This window comes from Microbulbifer maximicatervae (SeqCode) (assembly GCF_052468095.1).
Genome location: NZ_CP174332.1, coordinates 1,833,966 through 1,849,878, shown reverse-complemented (window position 1 = coordinate 1,849,878; position 15,913 = coordinate 1,833,966). Strand labels below are relative to the sequence as shown.

General features: G+C 45.0%; 12 protein-coding genes. 6 read left to right on the top strand and 6 right to left on the bottom strand.

Going from position 1 to position 15,913, the window contains the following annotated elements; all coding sequences use genetic code 11:
- Positions 1-171: 171 nt before the first annotated feature.
- A complete protein-coding gene (locus tag ACJJIL_RS07950) occupies positions 172-1,536 on the bottom strand; it encodes a PQQ-binding-like beta-propeller repeat protein (protein WP_445361626.1) in 1,365 nt (454 codons plus the stop codon).
- A gap of 302 nt (positions 1,537-1,838) precedes the next feature.
- Here ACJJIL_RS07950 and ACJJIL_RS07945 point away from each other — a divergent pair, with 302 nt between their 5' ends.
- Positions 1,839-2,666 carry a transposase gene (locus tag ACJJIL_RS07945; protein WP_445361625.1) on the top strand — a complete coding sequence of 276 codons (828 nt, stop codon included), beginning with the start codon at positions 1,839-1,841 and terminating at the stop codon, positions 2,664-2,666.
- A gap of 209 nt (positions 2,667-2,875) precedes the next feature.
- A complete protein-coding gene (locus tag ACJJIL_RS07940) occupies positions 2,876-3,238 on the top strand; it encodes a transposase (protein ID WP_445361624.1) in 363 nt (120 codons plus the stop codon).
- Between the two features lie 418 nt (positions 3,239-3,656).
- Here ACJJIL_RS07940 and ACJJIL_RS07935 read toward each other — a convergent pair whose 3' ends face one another.
- From ACJJIL_RS07935 to ACJJIL_RS07925, 3 genes are all read right to left on the bottom strand, one after another.
- Positions 3,657-4,145: a hypothetical protein gene (locus ACJJIL_RS07935; RefSeq protein ID WP_445361623.1), complete on the bottom strand. Its 489-nt coding sequence runs from the start codon at positions 4,143-4,145 to the stop codon at positions 3,657-3,659.
- A gap of 498 nt (positions 4,146-4,643) precedes the next feature.
- Entirely contained in the window at positions 4,644-5,447 is an 804-nt protein-coding gene (gene dkgB / locus ACJJIL_RS07930; protein WP_445361622.1) for a 2,5-didehydrogluconate reductase DkgB, read from the bottom strand.
- Between the two features lie 56 nt (positions 5,448-5,503).
- A complete protein-coding gene (locus ACJJIL_RS07925) occupies positions 5,504-6,679 on the bottom strand; it encodes an MFS transporter (RefSeq protein ID WP_445361621.1) in 1,176 nt (391 codons plus the stop codon).
- Positions 6,680-6,770: 91 nt separating this feature from the next.
- On the opposite strand from ACJJIL_RS07925, the gene ACJJIL_RS07920 reads away from it, so the two are divergent.
- A complete protein-coding gene (locus ACJJIL_RS07920; protein WP_445361620.1) occupies positions 6,771-7,661 on the top strand; it encodes a LysR family transcriptional regulator in 891 nt (296 codons plus the stop codon).
- A gap of 246 nt (positions 7,662-7,907) precedes the next feature.
- Positions 7,908-8,933, top strand: a complete 1,026-nt coding sequence (locus ACJJIL_RS07915; RefSeq protein ID WP_445361619.1) for a Gfo/Idh/MocA family protein — start codon at positions 7,908-7,910, stop codon at positions 8,931-8,933.
- A 27-nt stretch (positions 8,934-8,960) separates the two neighbouring features.
- Here the strand turns inward: ACJJIL_RS07915 and ACJJIL_RS07910 are convergent, their stop codons facing one another.
- Complete coding sequence (locus tag ACJJIL_RS07910; protein WP_108733595.1) at positions 8,961-9,365, bottom strand: secondary thiamine-phosphate synthase enzyme YjbQ; 405 nt, start codon at positions 9,363-9,365, stop codon at positions 8,961-8,963.
- 53 nt (positions 9,366-9,418) lie between these two features.
- Between ACJJIL_RS07910 and trmA the strand changes: the two genes are divergently transcribed.
- Both trmA and ACJJIL_RS07900 read left to right on the top strand, forming a co-directional pair.
- Positions 9,419-10,507 (top strand): tRNA (uridine(54)-C5)-methyltransferase TrmA, encoded by a 1,089-nt coding sequence (gene trmA, locus ACJJIL_RS07905; protein ID WP_445361618.1) that lies wholly within the window; start codon positions 9,419-9,421, stop codon positions 10,505-10,507.
- 994 nt (positions 10,508-11,501) lie between these two features.
- Entirely contained in the window at positions 11,502-14,267 is a 2,766-nt protein-coding gene (locus tag ACJJIL_RS07900; protein WP_445361617.1) for a di-heme oxidoredictase family protein, read from the top strand.
- Positions 14,268-14,692: 425 nt separating this feature from the next.
- On the opposite strand, the gene ACJJIL_RS07895 is transcribed toward ACJJIL_RS07900, so the two are convergent.
- Complete coding sequence (locus tag ACJJIL_RS07895) at positions 14,693-15,643, bottom strand: DUF2608 domain-containing protein (protein ID WP_445361616.1); 951 nt, start codon at positions 15,641-15,643, stop codon at positions 14,693-14,695.
- Between the last annotated feature and the right edge of the window lie 270 nt (positions 15,644-15,913).

Genomic DNA, 15,913 nt, shown 5'->3' with positions numbered 1-15,913 from the left:
TATTCTATATTGACAAAAAATCTGCTGATAAGTGGTCTCTTTTCTAGGTGATTGATCGCTGGCAAAAGCAATTCATCGCCACTATTGCTAGCAACGTTGCTAACAACTTTCTATAATCTATGGATGCCCAGAATTGTATTAATCCCACCTCATTAAAATAGCTATTTATACTTAGCTCAACTCAATATCAATAGAAAATTGGTAGTCTTGTCCCGCACCAGGATATATTGCCATTTTGGCAAAATTTTCGCTCAAATTATCTACCCAAACTCTTAATTTTTCCTCTGCATCAGAGGGTAAGGCGTCCCTATCCACAACAACTTTAATCTTACCTTTATGGGATTTATCTGGGGTCATTAAAGGAACCCCCGAAGGTTCACCATAGGTATAGGCATATTCTGCTATTAAAACTGCGCCTAGTCGCCTTAGGTCATCTATAGAATTACAACTAATTTTAACTAAGTAGACCCTTTCACCTAATGAATCTTCCATGACAAGCAATGAACTAGCCAGTTGTTTTTCAGTGTCAATACGACCACCAAAACAATCCTTTTCTACAACAAGTAATCCACTCCTAGCAAATTTTAATGTTGGATGATCCAATCGTAACTGGATACAAATATTCTCATCAGTCTCATAAGGGAGGCCAGCCAAACAAAATTTACAATCATTAGGTAGCTTTCCAATTGATATTAGCCTATCGGCAGCCAAACTATATCTATACAGTATTCGCGTTTTATTTGAACCGACTAAAATATCATTTCCATTTGGAAAAACAATTATCTCATTACCCAGACCCAACTCTATTGACTGTATAAACTCTCCGGTTATTCCATTCAAGACAATGATGTTGCCATTAAGAACCAAGAAATATTTATCCCCTTCCATAAAGGAAAATTCTGGCTCACCCTGATAAGTATATTCCCACACCACTTCGCCTCTATTGCGCGACAAAGCTATTACCTGACCTATATCTTCACCATATACTAACCCTCTATTAACAACCACTAGGTCATCAATGAAATACAGCCCAGACAACTTTCCAACATTTAAAGTTCTATAATCTCTATTAGAAAATAGGTCTACCGACCATTTCATTTCAAGCTTCAAATCAAAAGCTAATAAGCACCGCCCCTCGGTTGTAAAAATAATATTGCCATCTGTTGAAGCACCTATATACCCCCCCTTTATTTTCAAGCAGTCGTCATCTTCCAAATTCAAGACTGCGAGGTATTTTTCCCTCCAAGACCTGTAAATAACACCCGCATACAGACCTTTAATAGATATTGGATTATGAACTAGCAATTCATTTTTAAGGTCTACTTTCCCATCTTGAAGAAGGTGAATTTCGCCTGATTTTGACTTAACTATAATTTCATCTTCAACATAGCTCCAATTATCTAAAGTTGCCGTGGAATTTATATACTGAACAGAGCGCCCACAAACCTCATATATTGCAAAACAGTCCTCGGTAAGAAATGAGGAACCTTTTTTAAAGAACTTACCAAGATCTCCGTAAAACCAAAATATATTCATATTAATCAAAACTCTATCGGTCTTTAACTTTAAAAATCATGAGCAGTTATTGACACCCACACATATAAAGTATAAACCGCCAACGTCATTGGCAAAAGAGTTTCAACCTAAAGATCTATGGATATTAATCCGTATTTATCTACGTACAATTGATATCTCTATCGCGAAGCACCCAGATATTTCCTGATTCAACGCTCTACTTTCATTGCATATCCTTCTATGTACAGCGAACAGCCCTTTGCGCTCGGGATACTGTATCCAGGAAAGATTACCAGCATCGCCGCGAGCGGATTGAAAATCGTATGTATAATTTATCTGAGATTTTTGCCCTGGACCTTGCCGCCTATGCAGTAATGAGCAATCACTACCATGTAGTACTCTACATTGACAAAAAATCTGCCGATAAGTTAGAGGTGATTGATCGCCGGCAAAAAATATTCACGACCTCTAATTTGGCCAAGCGCTATCTAAACGGCGATACTATTGATCCCTGTGAGCTTAAGGCACTAGAAGATGTCGCTTCGATATGGCGAGAACGCTTAATGGATATCAGCTGGTTTATGCGCTGCTTAAATGAAGCTATCGCTCGCCAGGCCAATGCTGAAGACAAGTGTACAGGCCGCTTTTGGGAGGGCCGGTTTAAGTCCCAGGCTTTGCTGGACGAAAGAGCCCTCGCCGCTTGCATGGCCTATGTAGACCTCAACCCTATCCGTGCCAATATCGCCAAGACTCCTGAAGATTCTGATCACACATCGATTCAACAACGTATTCGTGCAGCAATCTCAGGTGAGCAGCACAAAAGTTTGCTGCCGCTTGTGGGTGACGAGCGTCAAAATATGCCAAAGGGTTTACCCTTTCAGTTAGATCACTATCTGGAGCTAGTCGATTGGAGCGGGCGGCATCTAGACCCTAGAAAGCGCGGAGCCATCGCCGAAAATATCCCACCCATCCTCGAACGGCTGGGAATTTCATCTGAACACTGGCTTTATCTCAATCGAAACTTTGAAAGCCGCTTTAAAGCTTTGATAGGGTCTGCTGAGGCCGTACGAAGCGCTTGTAATCAGCTGAATAAACGCTGGGTACACGGCATAAATGATTGTCGACGATATCTTTCTGCAACACCCTGCTAGCCCCCTCCGATTCTCTCGATACTGTTTTCCATACTTACCCATAACCGCAGTTTTTCTAAGGCCGGCATTGATCTTCAGCACTTCATCTCAACTTAACTAGCAAACAGAAAGAAACAGATACTGGGGCTAGCGCTAGCAACGCTGTTAACGCCTTTCTCCAATCTATGGGTGTCCTAAATTGATCCACTTCGATATGTCGAGAACGCTTAATGGATATCAGCTGGTTTATGCGCTGCTTAAATGAGTCTGTCGCTCGCCAAGCCAACACTGAAGACAAGTGTACAGGTCGCTTCTGGGAAGGACGCTTTAAATCCCAAGCTTTATTGGATGAAAAGGCCCTTGCTGCCTGCATGGCCTATGTCGACCTCAACCCCATCCGCGCTAATATGGCAAAAACCCCTGAAGATTCTGATCACACTTCCATTCAGCAGCGTATTCGTGCATCAATCTTGGACGAGCAGCCCAAAGAGCTGCTGTCACTTGTAGGCGGTGAGCGACTGAATATGCCTAAAGGACTTCCTATTCGACTGGATCACGATTTAGAGTTGGAGCGGGCGACATCTAGGCCCTAGAAAGCGCGAAGCCATCGTTGAAAACACTCCACCCATACTTGAGCGACTGGGTGTTCCACCAAGACACTGGCTTTATCTTAATCGTAATTTTGAAAGCCGCTTTAAAGGTTTGGTAGGGCCTGATGAGGTCGTACGGCACGCTTGTATACAACTCGATAAACGTTGGGTACACGGCGTAAGCGTCTGTCAACGCTACCTTTCTGGAACGCCTCGCTAACTCACCCACTCTCTCGATACTATTTTCTACTTTTATCCAAAGCATCTCTTTTCCTGCGTTCAAGTATAGATCTTAAGCGTTTCACTTACCTTAACTATAAAATAGGAAAAATGAATCTGGACATAGCGGCAGCAACCCTGATAGCGCCGTATGCTAATCCATAGGTACCCAGAATCTTGCTATTGGTGCCCGGAATAATTCTTAATTAAACATATCGGTAAGAAATGCAAAGAAATATAAGTACCAAAGACATAAAAGTCCTGTAAAAAACCTACTCATGGTATTGCTAAATGCAGGTAAATACATCCACCGGCAAGTTATTGCCGAAACCATCCAATAAATTACAACTTCTCCACAACTTAGATCACTGTAAGAAACCTTTTCATCTCTGCTTGCCTTTTGGATAAAACCATCACATACATTTAATATTAAGAGAAAGATAAGTAGCGACAAAAGCCAAAGCCACCTCTCCACTGGAGAGGTTATCGACATAGACATGAAGTAAAGGATTGGCTGAAATAGCAACCATAAAACTGGAGTGGCTAATATTGAGGCCGACAGCAAAAATGCCGACCAAAACACTGTAGTAAAAATAAAACGAATATGATCTCCACTCCAAACACTCTCAGGCAACTGCTTTTCTCGAATGAATGCTAAAGCCACACGTCTAACCGCATCACCAAATCTCATTTACGGCTCTCCAAATCACAACCAGGAATACCCACCAAGCCACCCACTAAAAACCCATATCATCACGATATTTGGTCTATCAAGAAAGGGCTAGATTTCTACATGTAACTCACAAAGTTATGGTATTTATTAACACCTAACATACATAAAGTATAAACTGCCAACTACATCGAATAAAGAATAGAAACTTACAAAACACTGAATATTCACTCAGATCAATGATCGTGCAACCGATGACTCTGACACAGATATCTCTTGACGGACGCCTTATTACCACTGCGTATCTCACCGTGTACGGCGAGCATTACTTTGTGACCGGGATACTAGATTTGGGATAGATTTCAAGTATCAGCCCGACTGTACTGCAAGCCATATAAGCTGATTGAAGCTTTTTCCTTAGACCTTTACCTCCATGTCAAGCGAAGCAATCACTTCTCAAACTAATACACAAAGCGATTGCCTCTATTACACGCATCAATATTTTGAACCTGCTATTGTTTAGTCCCAGTAAGGAGCAAACTCCGGGTTGGCGATACGTTCACCAGCCTCTAAAGCACTAATTTTCCGCATATCTTCATCTGTTAACGTGATCTTAAGTGCCTCCAAGTTTGCATCCAGGTTCTTGCGTTTTGTTGAGGAAGGTATAGTTACAAGCCCTTGTTTCAATTGCCACGCAATGGCAATTTGAGCTGGGGTTGCGTTGTAGCGCTCTGCAATTTTTAATAGCACGTCATCAGACATAACTTTTCCCACCGCTAACGGCATATAACCCGTTACAGTAATACCTATCTTCTTGCAATGTTCAATAACCGCAGTATTTTGCAAGTACGGGTGTACTTCAATTTGATTGGTGTAAATCTTGCCCTCACCCAAAATATCAATGGCGTTGTCTAACTGTTTGATTGTGAAATTTGAGACACCGATATATTTGGTAAGGCCTTTTTGTTGGCACTGGGCTAACAACTTAAGATAGGTTTCCATGGAGACCTTTCCATCTTTTTCTGGCCAGTGAATTAACAATAGATCGACCGATTCAACCCTTAATTTGTTAAGGCTATCTTCTACGCTGCTTATGAATGCGTCTTGCGTTAAATTATCCAGCCATACTTTTGTAGTGATAAATAGTTCTTCGCGGGGTACTCCACTTTGCTCAATGGCGATTCCAACCTCAAGCTCATTGCCATAGATTTGTGCGGTATCAATATGGCGGTATCCCGCTTCAAGTGCCTGTTTAACCGATTTAATGGCGACATCACCTTCTAAGCGGAAGGTGCCCATTCCCAAACTTGGTAATTCACTCATAGTACTTCTCTCTTAATGATATTTAACAGATTGTCTTTCACATTTAATAAATTGGCTTACGCCATTTCTAAATGACTATGTTTATCCAATGACCCAGATAATCGGGTAAGCATCAGTGCCAAAATTACGATTGAACCTCCGACCCAAGATGTATCCATGAGTGACATATCCTCAATGATGAGGCCACCCAAGAGTGAACCTAGTGCAATGCCAATGTTAAAAGCTGCAATATTGAGCCCTGATGCTACATCCACTGCATGTGGCGTATATTTTTGGGCAAGCTGCACAACATAAACTTGCAGCCCTGGGACATTGCCAAATGCAAACGCGCCCCAAACTAGAATTGTCAATACCGACGTAATGGGATTGGCTGCGGTGAACGTAAAAATAAACAAGATAAAAGCGAGTGCAGCAAAGATAATGGTTAACGCCCGAATAGGCCCTAAGTTATCTGCAAGTTTTCCACCCCAAATATTACCGACCGCTACCGAAAAGCCATATACCAGCATTATTAATCCGATAGCACCGGTCTCAAACCCAGAAACCTGCTCTAAGATTGGAGCTAAAAATGTGAATACGGTAAAAGTACCGCCATAGCCAACGGCAGTCATTGCGTACACTAAAAGTAATCTTGGTTGGGTTAACACACTGAGCTGCTGAGGTAGGCGTGTAGGCGGCGATTGTTTAAGATTATTGGGCACCAAAAGCGCACTGCCAATTAATGCAAGCACCCCCAACCCCGCTACCGCAATGAAGGTTGCTCGCCAGCCAAAATGCTGGCCGATCCATGTACCCAAAGGTACACCAGTCACAAGTGCAACCGTCAGCCCCGTGAACATAATGGCGATGGCACTAGCTTCTTTGTCTTTACTCACCAGCCCTGTGGCGATAGTCGAGCCAATTGAAAAGAAAACACCATGGGCGAGGCCCGTCAAAATACGCGCCGTAATCAGCGAGCTATAACTAGGCGCCATCCATGCCAAAAGATTCCCTAACACGAACAGCGACATCAGGGCCAACAGCACATGCTTCCGCGGCCAACGGCCGGTTAACGCCGTTAACACCGGCGCGCCCACGGCGACTCCAACAGCGTACAAGGTGACCAACAATCCAGCTGACGGCAATGAAATACTCAAATCTTGAGCAATGATAGGCACCAATCCTACTATCACAAATTCGGTGGTCCCGATCGCAAAGGCACTCAGCGTCAGCGCCAACAATGCAATAGGCATACTCTTCTCCAGGAGCAATAAGGTTGCGCCGGAGTATGCGGGCTGATAATTTTATTAAAAACCGCAACACTACCAAATCACCTTTGCAAATATGGCAATAATCTCGCGTACCGAAGATCTAGAAATTTTCCTGGCAACCATTGACTCTGGCAGCTTGTCCGCAGCCGCGCGCGCCCTGGATATTCAGGTTGCACGGGTATCCAGGGCCTTGAGCCGCCTCGAGTCAGAACTAGACTGTACCCTGCTAAATCGGACCACACGCAAACTGGAGTTAACAGAGGAGGGGCGCCTCTTCAGCGACAGGGTGAGGCAAGGGCTGCGATGTTTAAGCCAAGCGGAAGACACCCTGAAAGAACTGAAGGAGCAGCCGTCAGGGCGGCTACGGGTGGATGCGGTGACGCCGTTTATGATTCACCAATTAGTGCCACTACTACCTGAATTTCAACGAGCCTATCCACACATAGAATTAGAGCTTGTCAGCAATGAGAGCATTATTGATCTCATTGAGCGTCGAACCGACGTTGCGATTCGAATTGGCCCCTTAAAAGACTCCAACTTGCATGCGCGTTTTTTAGGGCGAAGCCCTTTATCCATTGTCGCCAGCCGGCAATATCTAGAGCGCTACGGCTCCCCTATCCATATTAATGAATTAACCAACCACAGGGTCATCGGCTTTACTCGATCCACACATCTTAATAGTTGGCCTATCGGAAAAGGTGTTGGCGTAAAACCGAATATCAGTAGCAGTAACGGAGAGCTAATTCGCCAAATGTGCCTGCAAGGGGAAGGCCTGGCATTATTATCGCATTTCATGATTAAGAAAGATTTAAAAACAAAGAAGCTAGTAGAAATACTACCGGGGAGTGTGTCCAAGCAGAACCAGCGCGAACTTGTCAACGCCGTTTTCTATCGCAACACAGCCCTCTCTTCTCGTATTCGTGCTTTTTTAGACTTTATTGAACCGCGCTTAACGCTTGCATAGGAAATCAATGAAAATGCAACACCAATATATTCAAACCACAACGGCAAAAGACCTATTCATGCGCTTTCAAATATCCTGAAAAATCAGCATGCCTCACTTTGTTTTATAAAATACTAAAACCACTATCTTTAAAAGCAAGGCCAAATTTTAGAACCAAACACAAAACCAGCTAAACAATTTTTGCTTATTCTATTCTCTACTAAACTGATCCCTGCCATCCCTCAATCTACCTCAAGGTATCCTTCAATGGCGAGCATACGTTTCGGAGTTGTTGGCACAGGAAAAATTGCTGACTTTACCGCCCGAGCCATCAGCCAGGCTGACAGCGCAAGCCTTTCCTCCGTCGCCAGCAGGCGGCATTCAGGAGCCAAAGAGTTCGCCCACGAACACGGGATTCCCAATGTCTACCCGGATTGGAGGTCACTGGTAGAGGCGGAAGATTCGGATGCCATTTACGTGGCTAGCCCCACCACCAGCCGCGAGGAAATCTGCTTCGCGGCACTGGCCAACCATAAGCATCTTCTCTGCGAAAAACCTTTTCTCAATACTGCCTCGGTCGACAAAATTGCCGCCAAGGCTCAGTCTGAAGGATTGGCATTTATGGATGCCACACATTTCACCCATCACCCTCGCACGGCCAGAATTATTCAGTGGGAAAAAAAATATCTGGGCCCGGTTAATAGAATTCGCAGCGCCTTTTTTGCCTCTATGATGGACCGCAACAATATTCGCTTCGATTCACACAAAGAACCCACTGGCGCAATCGGGGATATCGGCTGGTACAACATGCGTGCAATCGTCGAATATATGCGCCCCACAGGAGCAATAAAGGCAATTTCAGGAGCGATAAAGCGGGACTCACAAACAGGGACCATTATTAGCGGTGCGGGCCTGATTGAATTTGCCAGCGGGCAAACTTCAACTTTTGAGTTCGGATATGACTCAGGCGTTTGGCAAATGGACCTGGACATTCTGGGAGAAAGCGGCCTGATCCAGCTAGACGACTTTGTACTCGACTGGAGAGACAGCGCAGCCTTTTACAATCCTGAATATACGCCAGAATTTGTGGTTCGCCGGGGGCAGGCATCGCCAGATAAGTTCGAACACCAGCAAGTACCAATAGAGCAATCGCAGGCGGTACAGATGATCGAAAACTTCTGCTGCTTAACAGGACCAGATAATCAAGTTGACCGTATCCAGGCAATCGAGAGGGCCCGCGCAACCCAGTCATTGATCGACCAGTACTGCCAAGCAGTTGGCGTAGCCATCTAGCTATCGCCACCAACGCGCGGTATTGAATCAAATATGCAGGATAACGTGCCGAGCCCCGTGGTGATGGCGGTGCTCCCAAAGGTAGATCCCCTGCCAGGTACCCAGCATCAGGCGCCCCTTTTGCACTGGAATGGACAAGCTGGTCGCGGTAAGGCTGCACTTGATATGAGCCGGCATATCATCTGGCCCTTCAAGGGTATGAGTGTAAAGCGAGTCATTTTCCGGCACCAGTCGATTGAGCCAGTTCTCAAGGTCACGGCGCGCACTGGGGTCAGCATTTTCCTGAATCAGTAAACTTGCAGAGGTGTGCTGTATGAAAAGTGTACACAGGCCCTCATCGGGAGCCTGTTCACTGACCCAATCAACTACACTGCCGGTAAACTCATGAAGCCCCTGCCCATGAACCGGAATTTTTATCTCACCTATTGCCATACGGTTTCCTATATAATTCGCGCCCGCTTTTTGTACTGACACCGCATTGTAATATGGCACTGTACCGCGTTAATACTGACGACTACCCACAACAGCTTCAAAAGAAGGCCGAGCGCCTGCAAGAGGCTTACAGCAAGTTCACTGACCTGGAGCCGGAACTCTTCCCCTCCCCACCCATTCACTACCGCCTGCGCGCCGAATTCAAGGTGTGGCATGAGGGAGGTGTAGCCAATTACGCCATGTACCGCCAGGGTGAGTACAAGAAGCCCTTTATCATCGATGAGTTTACCGTCGGCTCTGAGCTGATGAACCAGTTGATGCCGAAGGTGCTGGCTGCTGTCAATAATAGCGAAGTCCTACGCAAACGCCTGTTCTCCGCCGAGTTTCTTACCACGCTGAATGGTGATGCGCTGATTACGCTGATCTACCACAAGAAACTGGATGAGACCTGGGAGCAGGAAGCCAAAGCACTACAGGCACAGCTAGGATTCCCGATTTTGGGGCGCTCACGCAAGCAAAAAGTGGTTTTGGAGCGTGACTTCGTTACCGAGAAACTAGATATCGATGAGAAAACTTACCAGTACAAACAGGTGGAAGGTAGCTTCACCCAACCCAATGGAGAGATCTGTCGCTCCATGATCCAGTGGGCGAGAAGTGCCTGCGGAGATAGTGATAGCGATCTGCTGGAGCTCTACTGTGGCAATGGCAATTTCACCATCCCGCTCAGTGAGAAATTCCGTAAGGTCCTGGCCACTGAAATCTCCAAGGTATCGGTAAATTCCGCCCAGGAGAATATCGCCAACAACCAGATCACCAACCTGGATATCGTACGCCTGTCCAGTGAAGAGTTTACCCAGGCGATCGATAAGGTACGCCCCTTTCGCCGACTTAAGGATATAGATCTGGATAGCTACGACTTCTCCACCGTCCTGGTTGATCCTCCTCGAGCGGGCCTGGATGAAGACACCTGTGCGATGGTCGCCCGCTTCCCGAGAATCCTGTATATCTCCTGCAATCCGGAAACCCAATTGGAAAACCTGGAGTCGCTGACCAAAACCCATCGCATTGAACGATTTGCTCTGTTTGATCAGTTCCCTTATACAGATCATACGGAAACCGGATTATTGCTAGTGAGGAAGTAGTGCCTCACTAGCTGAAGGCCTCCAGCATTCTGATCCTATTGAACGCTGGAGGCCTTCCTAAGTCCATTTATAAAATCACCATAAAGATTCAAAGCTCAGCAATACAAGTAGCTTTTAAAAACTATACTCATTTCTCGATATTATCTGAGCCGAAGAGATTTCAACTTACTTTCCAAACGATGAGCACCATTAAATAATCTACACACCCTGCTCAAGTCATTGCTGTATTAATCAATAGCTAAAACCAACCACTCCAGTAAGCTTGGACTTTTTATAAGAATCAGGCTCGACGTAGCGATGATCAATGTTCGATAACCACTCATAAAAAAGTAAGGCCCACCTTTCAATATACATAATACCTTCACGTATAAAAAATGAATTATCGAGACTTAGAGCGTGACACCTAGTGTTGGTGAGCTTGTTAATTAATAAAAAACACCCATGGGAATAAAGGTAACTGTGGGTAGAAAACTAAATACCAATCTTTAAATAACTATTTTTAGCCGTGTCAAATCTTACACAAGACTAAAGATTAACTTTTTAACGCACTCAGCATCACAACTGACACACGATATCAACCTATAAGCCAGACCTATTAAATAAACCAATCTAAATCACAGACATAAGGTGAACCCTGTCGTATTCATCATGCGAAGTAAAACAGGAAGCTGAGAACAAGTTCATATCGCTTTCCTTCTTAACTTAAATTCATCCCCTCTGGGCGCAGCATAACGATGCACATAAAAAATATAACTATTATGTCGCCCTACAAATCAAGCTAGAAAATTCATTCCCAACATTAGCCAAGAGCAATCATCACCAAAAAACAGCAGCACATACAAACAAAAGGACACACACTAAAAATAATAGTTAAATTATTTTTACCCCGAACCAAGCACACTTAACAAGAATTTTGAAATTCTCCTTTTAAATTAAAGAAAAAGTTCATTTCATCACTATTACTATATATAGCTGTTGATAAAACGAGAAATATATGGATCCGTATTTCAATAAAACAATCAATCCACTGGCAAAAATCTATTTAACAGCATTTTTCGCCTTATTCATAATGGTATTGTCCGGATGTGGTGGTGGAGGCGGGGATAATAGCTCTGATGAAGACCCCACAGAAGCTACCCCCAACTCTCAGGGCAACGGCTCCACTGATGAAACACCGACTTCAAGCGGTGACCCGGATGAGTCCGACGAAGAGACACCAAATTCAAACAGTGATCCAGCTGAGTCCGATAAAGAGGTTGGACAAAATATTGCAGGTAGTGGAACTATTTCTTCCAGTTCTGGCAACGGGGTCCTTGCCATTGATGACTTAAGAAGGACACTTTGGGAGAGTGGTGATACTGCCAGCACATCAAGCCTCACCCTTGACCTTAAATTTACACACTTGCTCAGCAAAGTGGTCATAGACTGGGGCGACCACAACGCAAAATCTTACGAGGTACTGGGCTCAAGCGACGGCACAACATGGACCACCCTGGCAACAGCTGATTCAGGAGAATATGGCCAACGCATTGATTCTCACCTAATTGGTGGAGAGTATCGCTATATCCAGCTAAACGGAACTGAACTCAGTGAGGGGAGTTCGCAATATAGTTTGTGGGAACTGATGGTTTTTGATCGTGCGGCAGAGGAAATTAATCAAACCGCGTCCATAGAATATACCCCTCTATTTGATACTGAGCAGCCAGAAGAAGAGTCTCAACACTGGTATATTCAGGAAGATGGCACCATTGTAACACTGGCAAGTGGCCGAGCACGTCTGCGACATGAATCCGAGGATAGTTTTTACGAGTTCCCGACCTTCTACTTTGAACACAGAACCTTTGGCATAGAGATTCACGACCATACGCCCGCCGGTGAGAACCTGATTGAGATCTTTTACTCTGCCGAATACGCGCTTTATCGGCCACCCGAATGCCGCTCCTCTTATTCAAATGAACACCGCGCTGACTTTAATAGCAACGCCAGATTTGATGAAACCCCTTACCGGGAAGCTGATGAAGATGGGAGAGGCCAAGTCTGGGTATGTCGTATCACCTACGATGCTCATGATGGTGATGACGGGCAGCTGGAAGTCGGCGAATGGATGGAGGTGGAGTTTCAGCAATTCATTGGCATTGAGGAGGGCGATGAGAATGTCAGTGGGCAGACAGTTTACTACACAGACACCTACCGCATTCTCCTGGGCCAACCCGGTATTCATATGGTTGCAGACCTGGGAACTGAGACCGCTGTTGAAAGTGCCGGTGAAGCAACCGCAGCATACATCAGGGCTACTGACCCGGTACCCGCTTCAGAAGTCATTTCAGTAAATACTGACGATAATACTCTTACCTACTACGCAGGCAGCGATGGTAAATGGGCAACGGCTTCCGACGCTGATGCAGTTGAAGTCACCTACCCAATACTGGATGGTATTGATGTCTATGATACTTACATCGTGGATAGCGGAATCGCCGACTGGACAGCCTACTTCAGAGAAGCCCTCAACATCCAGTGGGAGACACACAACGAGTTTCTAGATGGTCGCAGGATATTCCACACCCGGTTTAATACCGGAGAGCACGAGGAACTCGGGAACCCAGACTTCAACCAAATGGCAAACCTATCAGCAGGCTTAACCATTGAGCAATCATGTCTGGCGTGCCATATCAATAACGGCCGGGGCCCGGCCCCCTCAGAGGCTAGTGTTCCCAATTCGATGGTCTTTAAGCTGTCGTCCGGTGCAATAACCCAAGCAGGACAACCCCTGCCAAACCACTACTTTGGCCCTGTCCTCCAAACCCATTCACTCAATAGTGACATAGCCCCTGAAGGATCTATTCAAGTCACCTATAGCCCCATTCAAGGTAGCTATGCCAATGGGGATAGCTACACCCTACAGTCCCCCACTTATGTAGTAACAACCAATGAAGGTGAAAACACATCCGCTGATTACTTTTCGCCACGTATGCCACAAAACATCACTGGCTTGGGCTTACTTGAGGCGGTTGACGAAACAGAAATCCTTGAGTGGCACGACCCTAACGATTCCAATAGCGATGGCATCTCTGGGCGAGTATCACTGGTCGACACGGGCTCAACACCTCTTCCCCAGGTAGGACGTTTTGGCTGGAAGGCTACCCAACCGAGCTTGCGCAGCTTCTCAGCAGATGCGTTGAACAATGATATTGGCGTGAACACAGCACTGGAACCCAATGCAAACTGTGGTATCGAACAGCTGGAATGTAAAAAGCACAGTAATCACGACGAAGAGCTCACTGATTCTCACCTGGACGACCTAACTACTTATCTTCAGGCACTGGGCGCACCGCCCAGAAATCCCGATTTAATCAATGAATCCATCGTGGCTCAGGGTGAAGCTCTATTTGAATCGATCAACTGCTCATCCTGTCACCGGCCAGAGATGAACACCAATCACGCTCACCCTCTTGAGGAGTTGAGAGGCAAGGTCATTCGCCCCTATACAGACTTACTCCTGCATGATATGGGCGAAGGTTTGGCAGACAACTTGACGATTAGCGCGGAGTACAACCGCGAGTGGAGAACGCCTCCCTTATGGGGATTGGGTGTTAATAGCGCAGTGAATGGTCACAGTAATTTGTTGCATGATGGTCGCGCCCGGTCTATTGAAGAAGCCATTCTCTGGCACGGGGGAGAAGCTGCTGAGAGCCAACAGAACTATATTGATCTGTCGGCTTCAGAGCGAAACTCGCTACTCAAGTTCTTACAGTCGCTGTAAACCATAACCTAACCAATCACAAGGGTATCCAGCTAAGGTCATAGCTTGCTGGATACCTTTCTGGTGGAGATATACGTTATTGTTCACTGGAAAAATTCAAAGCTTTTACAGAAACGTCCATCCGCAAATAACGTGCTCTATTTTTATCAAAACTTGAAAAATCGATTCAGTAGCAATGGTGCGGCAAGCCTGCACTCTGCCAAAAAGACCTAGGCGCGTGGCTCGCGAAATTACAGCCGGTTAATGCTCCTCCCTCTTCAACTGAGTTATAACCGATTAATCGTTATACAACGACTACCATCTCTTCTGAGTGCTCGGCACCTCCAAAATCGATTAAACATTAGAGGTAGACGTATACACTTCCCTTTTTACTTGGATGACAGTTTAGAAATGGAGCCGTTGAGCTTAGTTACAAGGAAGTTAAACTAGTTTTCAACAGCCGGCATTAATAGCGCACTATTAAGACTCGCCATGATGGTTTCCCATCTCTTTTTCGCAGTTTCTTGTAATGCTTTTTTCTGAGGCCCGTCCATAAAATCCTGCTTGTGCTTACTTAGACGGGTGTAGTGCAGGGCTATTACCTCATATTTCTTATTGTCCTTGAATGCCTGGTAAACACTTTCGACATTCTCAAAACTGTCATCAATGAAGATAATGTTGGAAATTAGGTAGTGCTCACTACTATTAGCCGAAGAATTGTAGGATCGCAGCAAGCAGTCAAGCATAAAGCCTTTATCTTGCCCGGCTAAGTACATAATACCTTGCCGATAGCTTACTGGCCTTGCCTCACTTAAATCACAGGGCTTAAACGGACTTGCAAGGCTAAATTGATTATTTGGACTGAAGTTGAGAGTATTTGACCGAATAAGCTCTAATAAATTTTGGTAGGACGTATTCGGGGTTGGCAAGCGTTTGAACTGTCTCTCGGTAGCTGAAACATCTGCATCGCCCCTTGCAGTTTCAACCATCAATCGCACCCCACTTTGCCTCAAACTGTCAAGTACCGGCACAATATTGTCATCTGTATAAACCATATTGCTCACAGAGAAGAGCAAACCGGATATATTAATCAACTCCTCTTTTGTTTTTGCCACAAGGAAACCTGAATTAGGATTGGTTTCCAATAAAGTTTCCTGCCATGAGTACCAAGCTGCGCCACCAAGATATTGACATTGAGACTTTTCAGCGCAAGGCATCATACTCAAGGTGTCATCATTATCCATAACCAGTAACGTATTTATTGGGGTGGCTGATTCTTCAATTATATTCTGGACGTCCTCAAAGCTGTTCACCTCTTTCTTAATAGCACCGGCAGACACACAATGAGAAGCCATAATTAAAACAATCGAATACAGTAGAGAATTAAACTTGCTCATAAAATAAATTCCTTTTTACTTACCCTGATTATTAACACAAAAAAGTGAATGGTTTTGGCGTAGCTGGAGACAGAGACTGTACTGGCATGATGCCTAGACTAGATAGTACTTAACTTGTGCCCCTGAAAAATAGCAATTTATCATTCAGAGCCAGAGAAACAGAAAATCGAATCAAGTTCTGAGGGGGTACCAAATAGGAAGCGTAAGCCGCCAGCTCTATTAGCAAAGAAATAATACTTAATCTGTGAATAATTTGAACAGAGCTTCATA

Coding starts and splice junctions, on each gene's coding strand:
- ACJJIL_RS07950 (WP_445361626.1), bottom strand. CDS start 1,536: ATGAATATATTTTGGTTTTACGGAGATCTTGGTAAGTTCTTTAAAAAA.
- ACJJIL_RS07945 (WP_445361625.1), top strand. CDS start 1,839: ATGTATAATTTATCTGAGATTTTTGCCCTGGACCTTGCCGCCTATGCA.
- ACJJIL_RS07940 (WP_445361624.1), top strand. CDS start 2,876: ATGGATATCAGCTGGTTTATGCGCTGCTTAAATGAGTCTGTCGCTCGC.
- ACJJIL_RS07935 (WP_445361623.1), bottom strand. CDS start 4,145: ATGAGATTTGGTGATGCGGTTAGACGTGTGGCTTTAGCATTCATTCGA.
- dkgB (WP_445361622.1), bottom strand. CDS start 5,447: ATGAGTGAATTACCAAGTTTGGGAATGGGCACCTTCCGCTTAGAAGGT.
- ACJJIL_RS07925 (WP_445361621.1), bottom strand. CDS start 6,679: ATGCCTATTGCATTGTTGGCGCTGACGCTGAGTGCCTTTGCGATCGGG.
- ACJJIL_RS07920 (WP_445361620.1), top strand. CDS start 6,771: ATGGCAATAATCTCGCGTACCGAAGATCTAGAAATTTTCCTGGCAACC.
- ACJJIL_RS07915 (WP_445361619.1), top strand. CDS start 7,908: ATGGCGAGCATACGTTTCGGAGTTGTTGGCACAGGAAAAATTGCTGAC.
- ACJJIL_RS07910 (WP_108733595.1), bottom strand. CDS start 9,365: ATGGCAATAGGTGAGATAAAAATTCCGGTTCATGGGCAGGGGCTTCAT.
- trmA (WP_445361618.1), top strand. CDS start 9,419: ATGGCACTGTACCGCGTTAATACTGACGACTACCCACAACAGCTTCAA.
- ACJJIL_RS07900 (WP_445361617.1), top strand. CDS start 11,502: ATGGATCCGTATTTCAATAAAACAATCAATCCACTGGCAAAAATCTAT.
- ACJJIL_RS07895 (WP_445361616.1), bottom strand. CDS start 15,643: ATGAGCAAGTTTAATTCTCTACTGTATTCGATTGTTTTAATTATGGCT.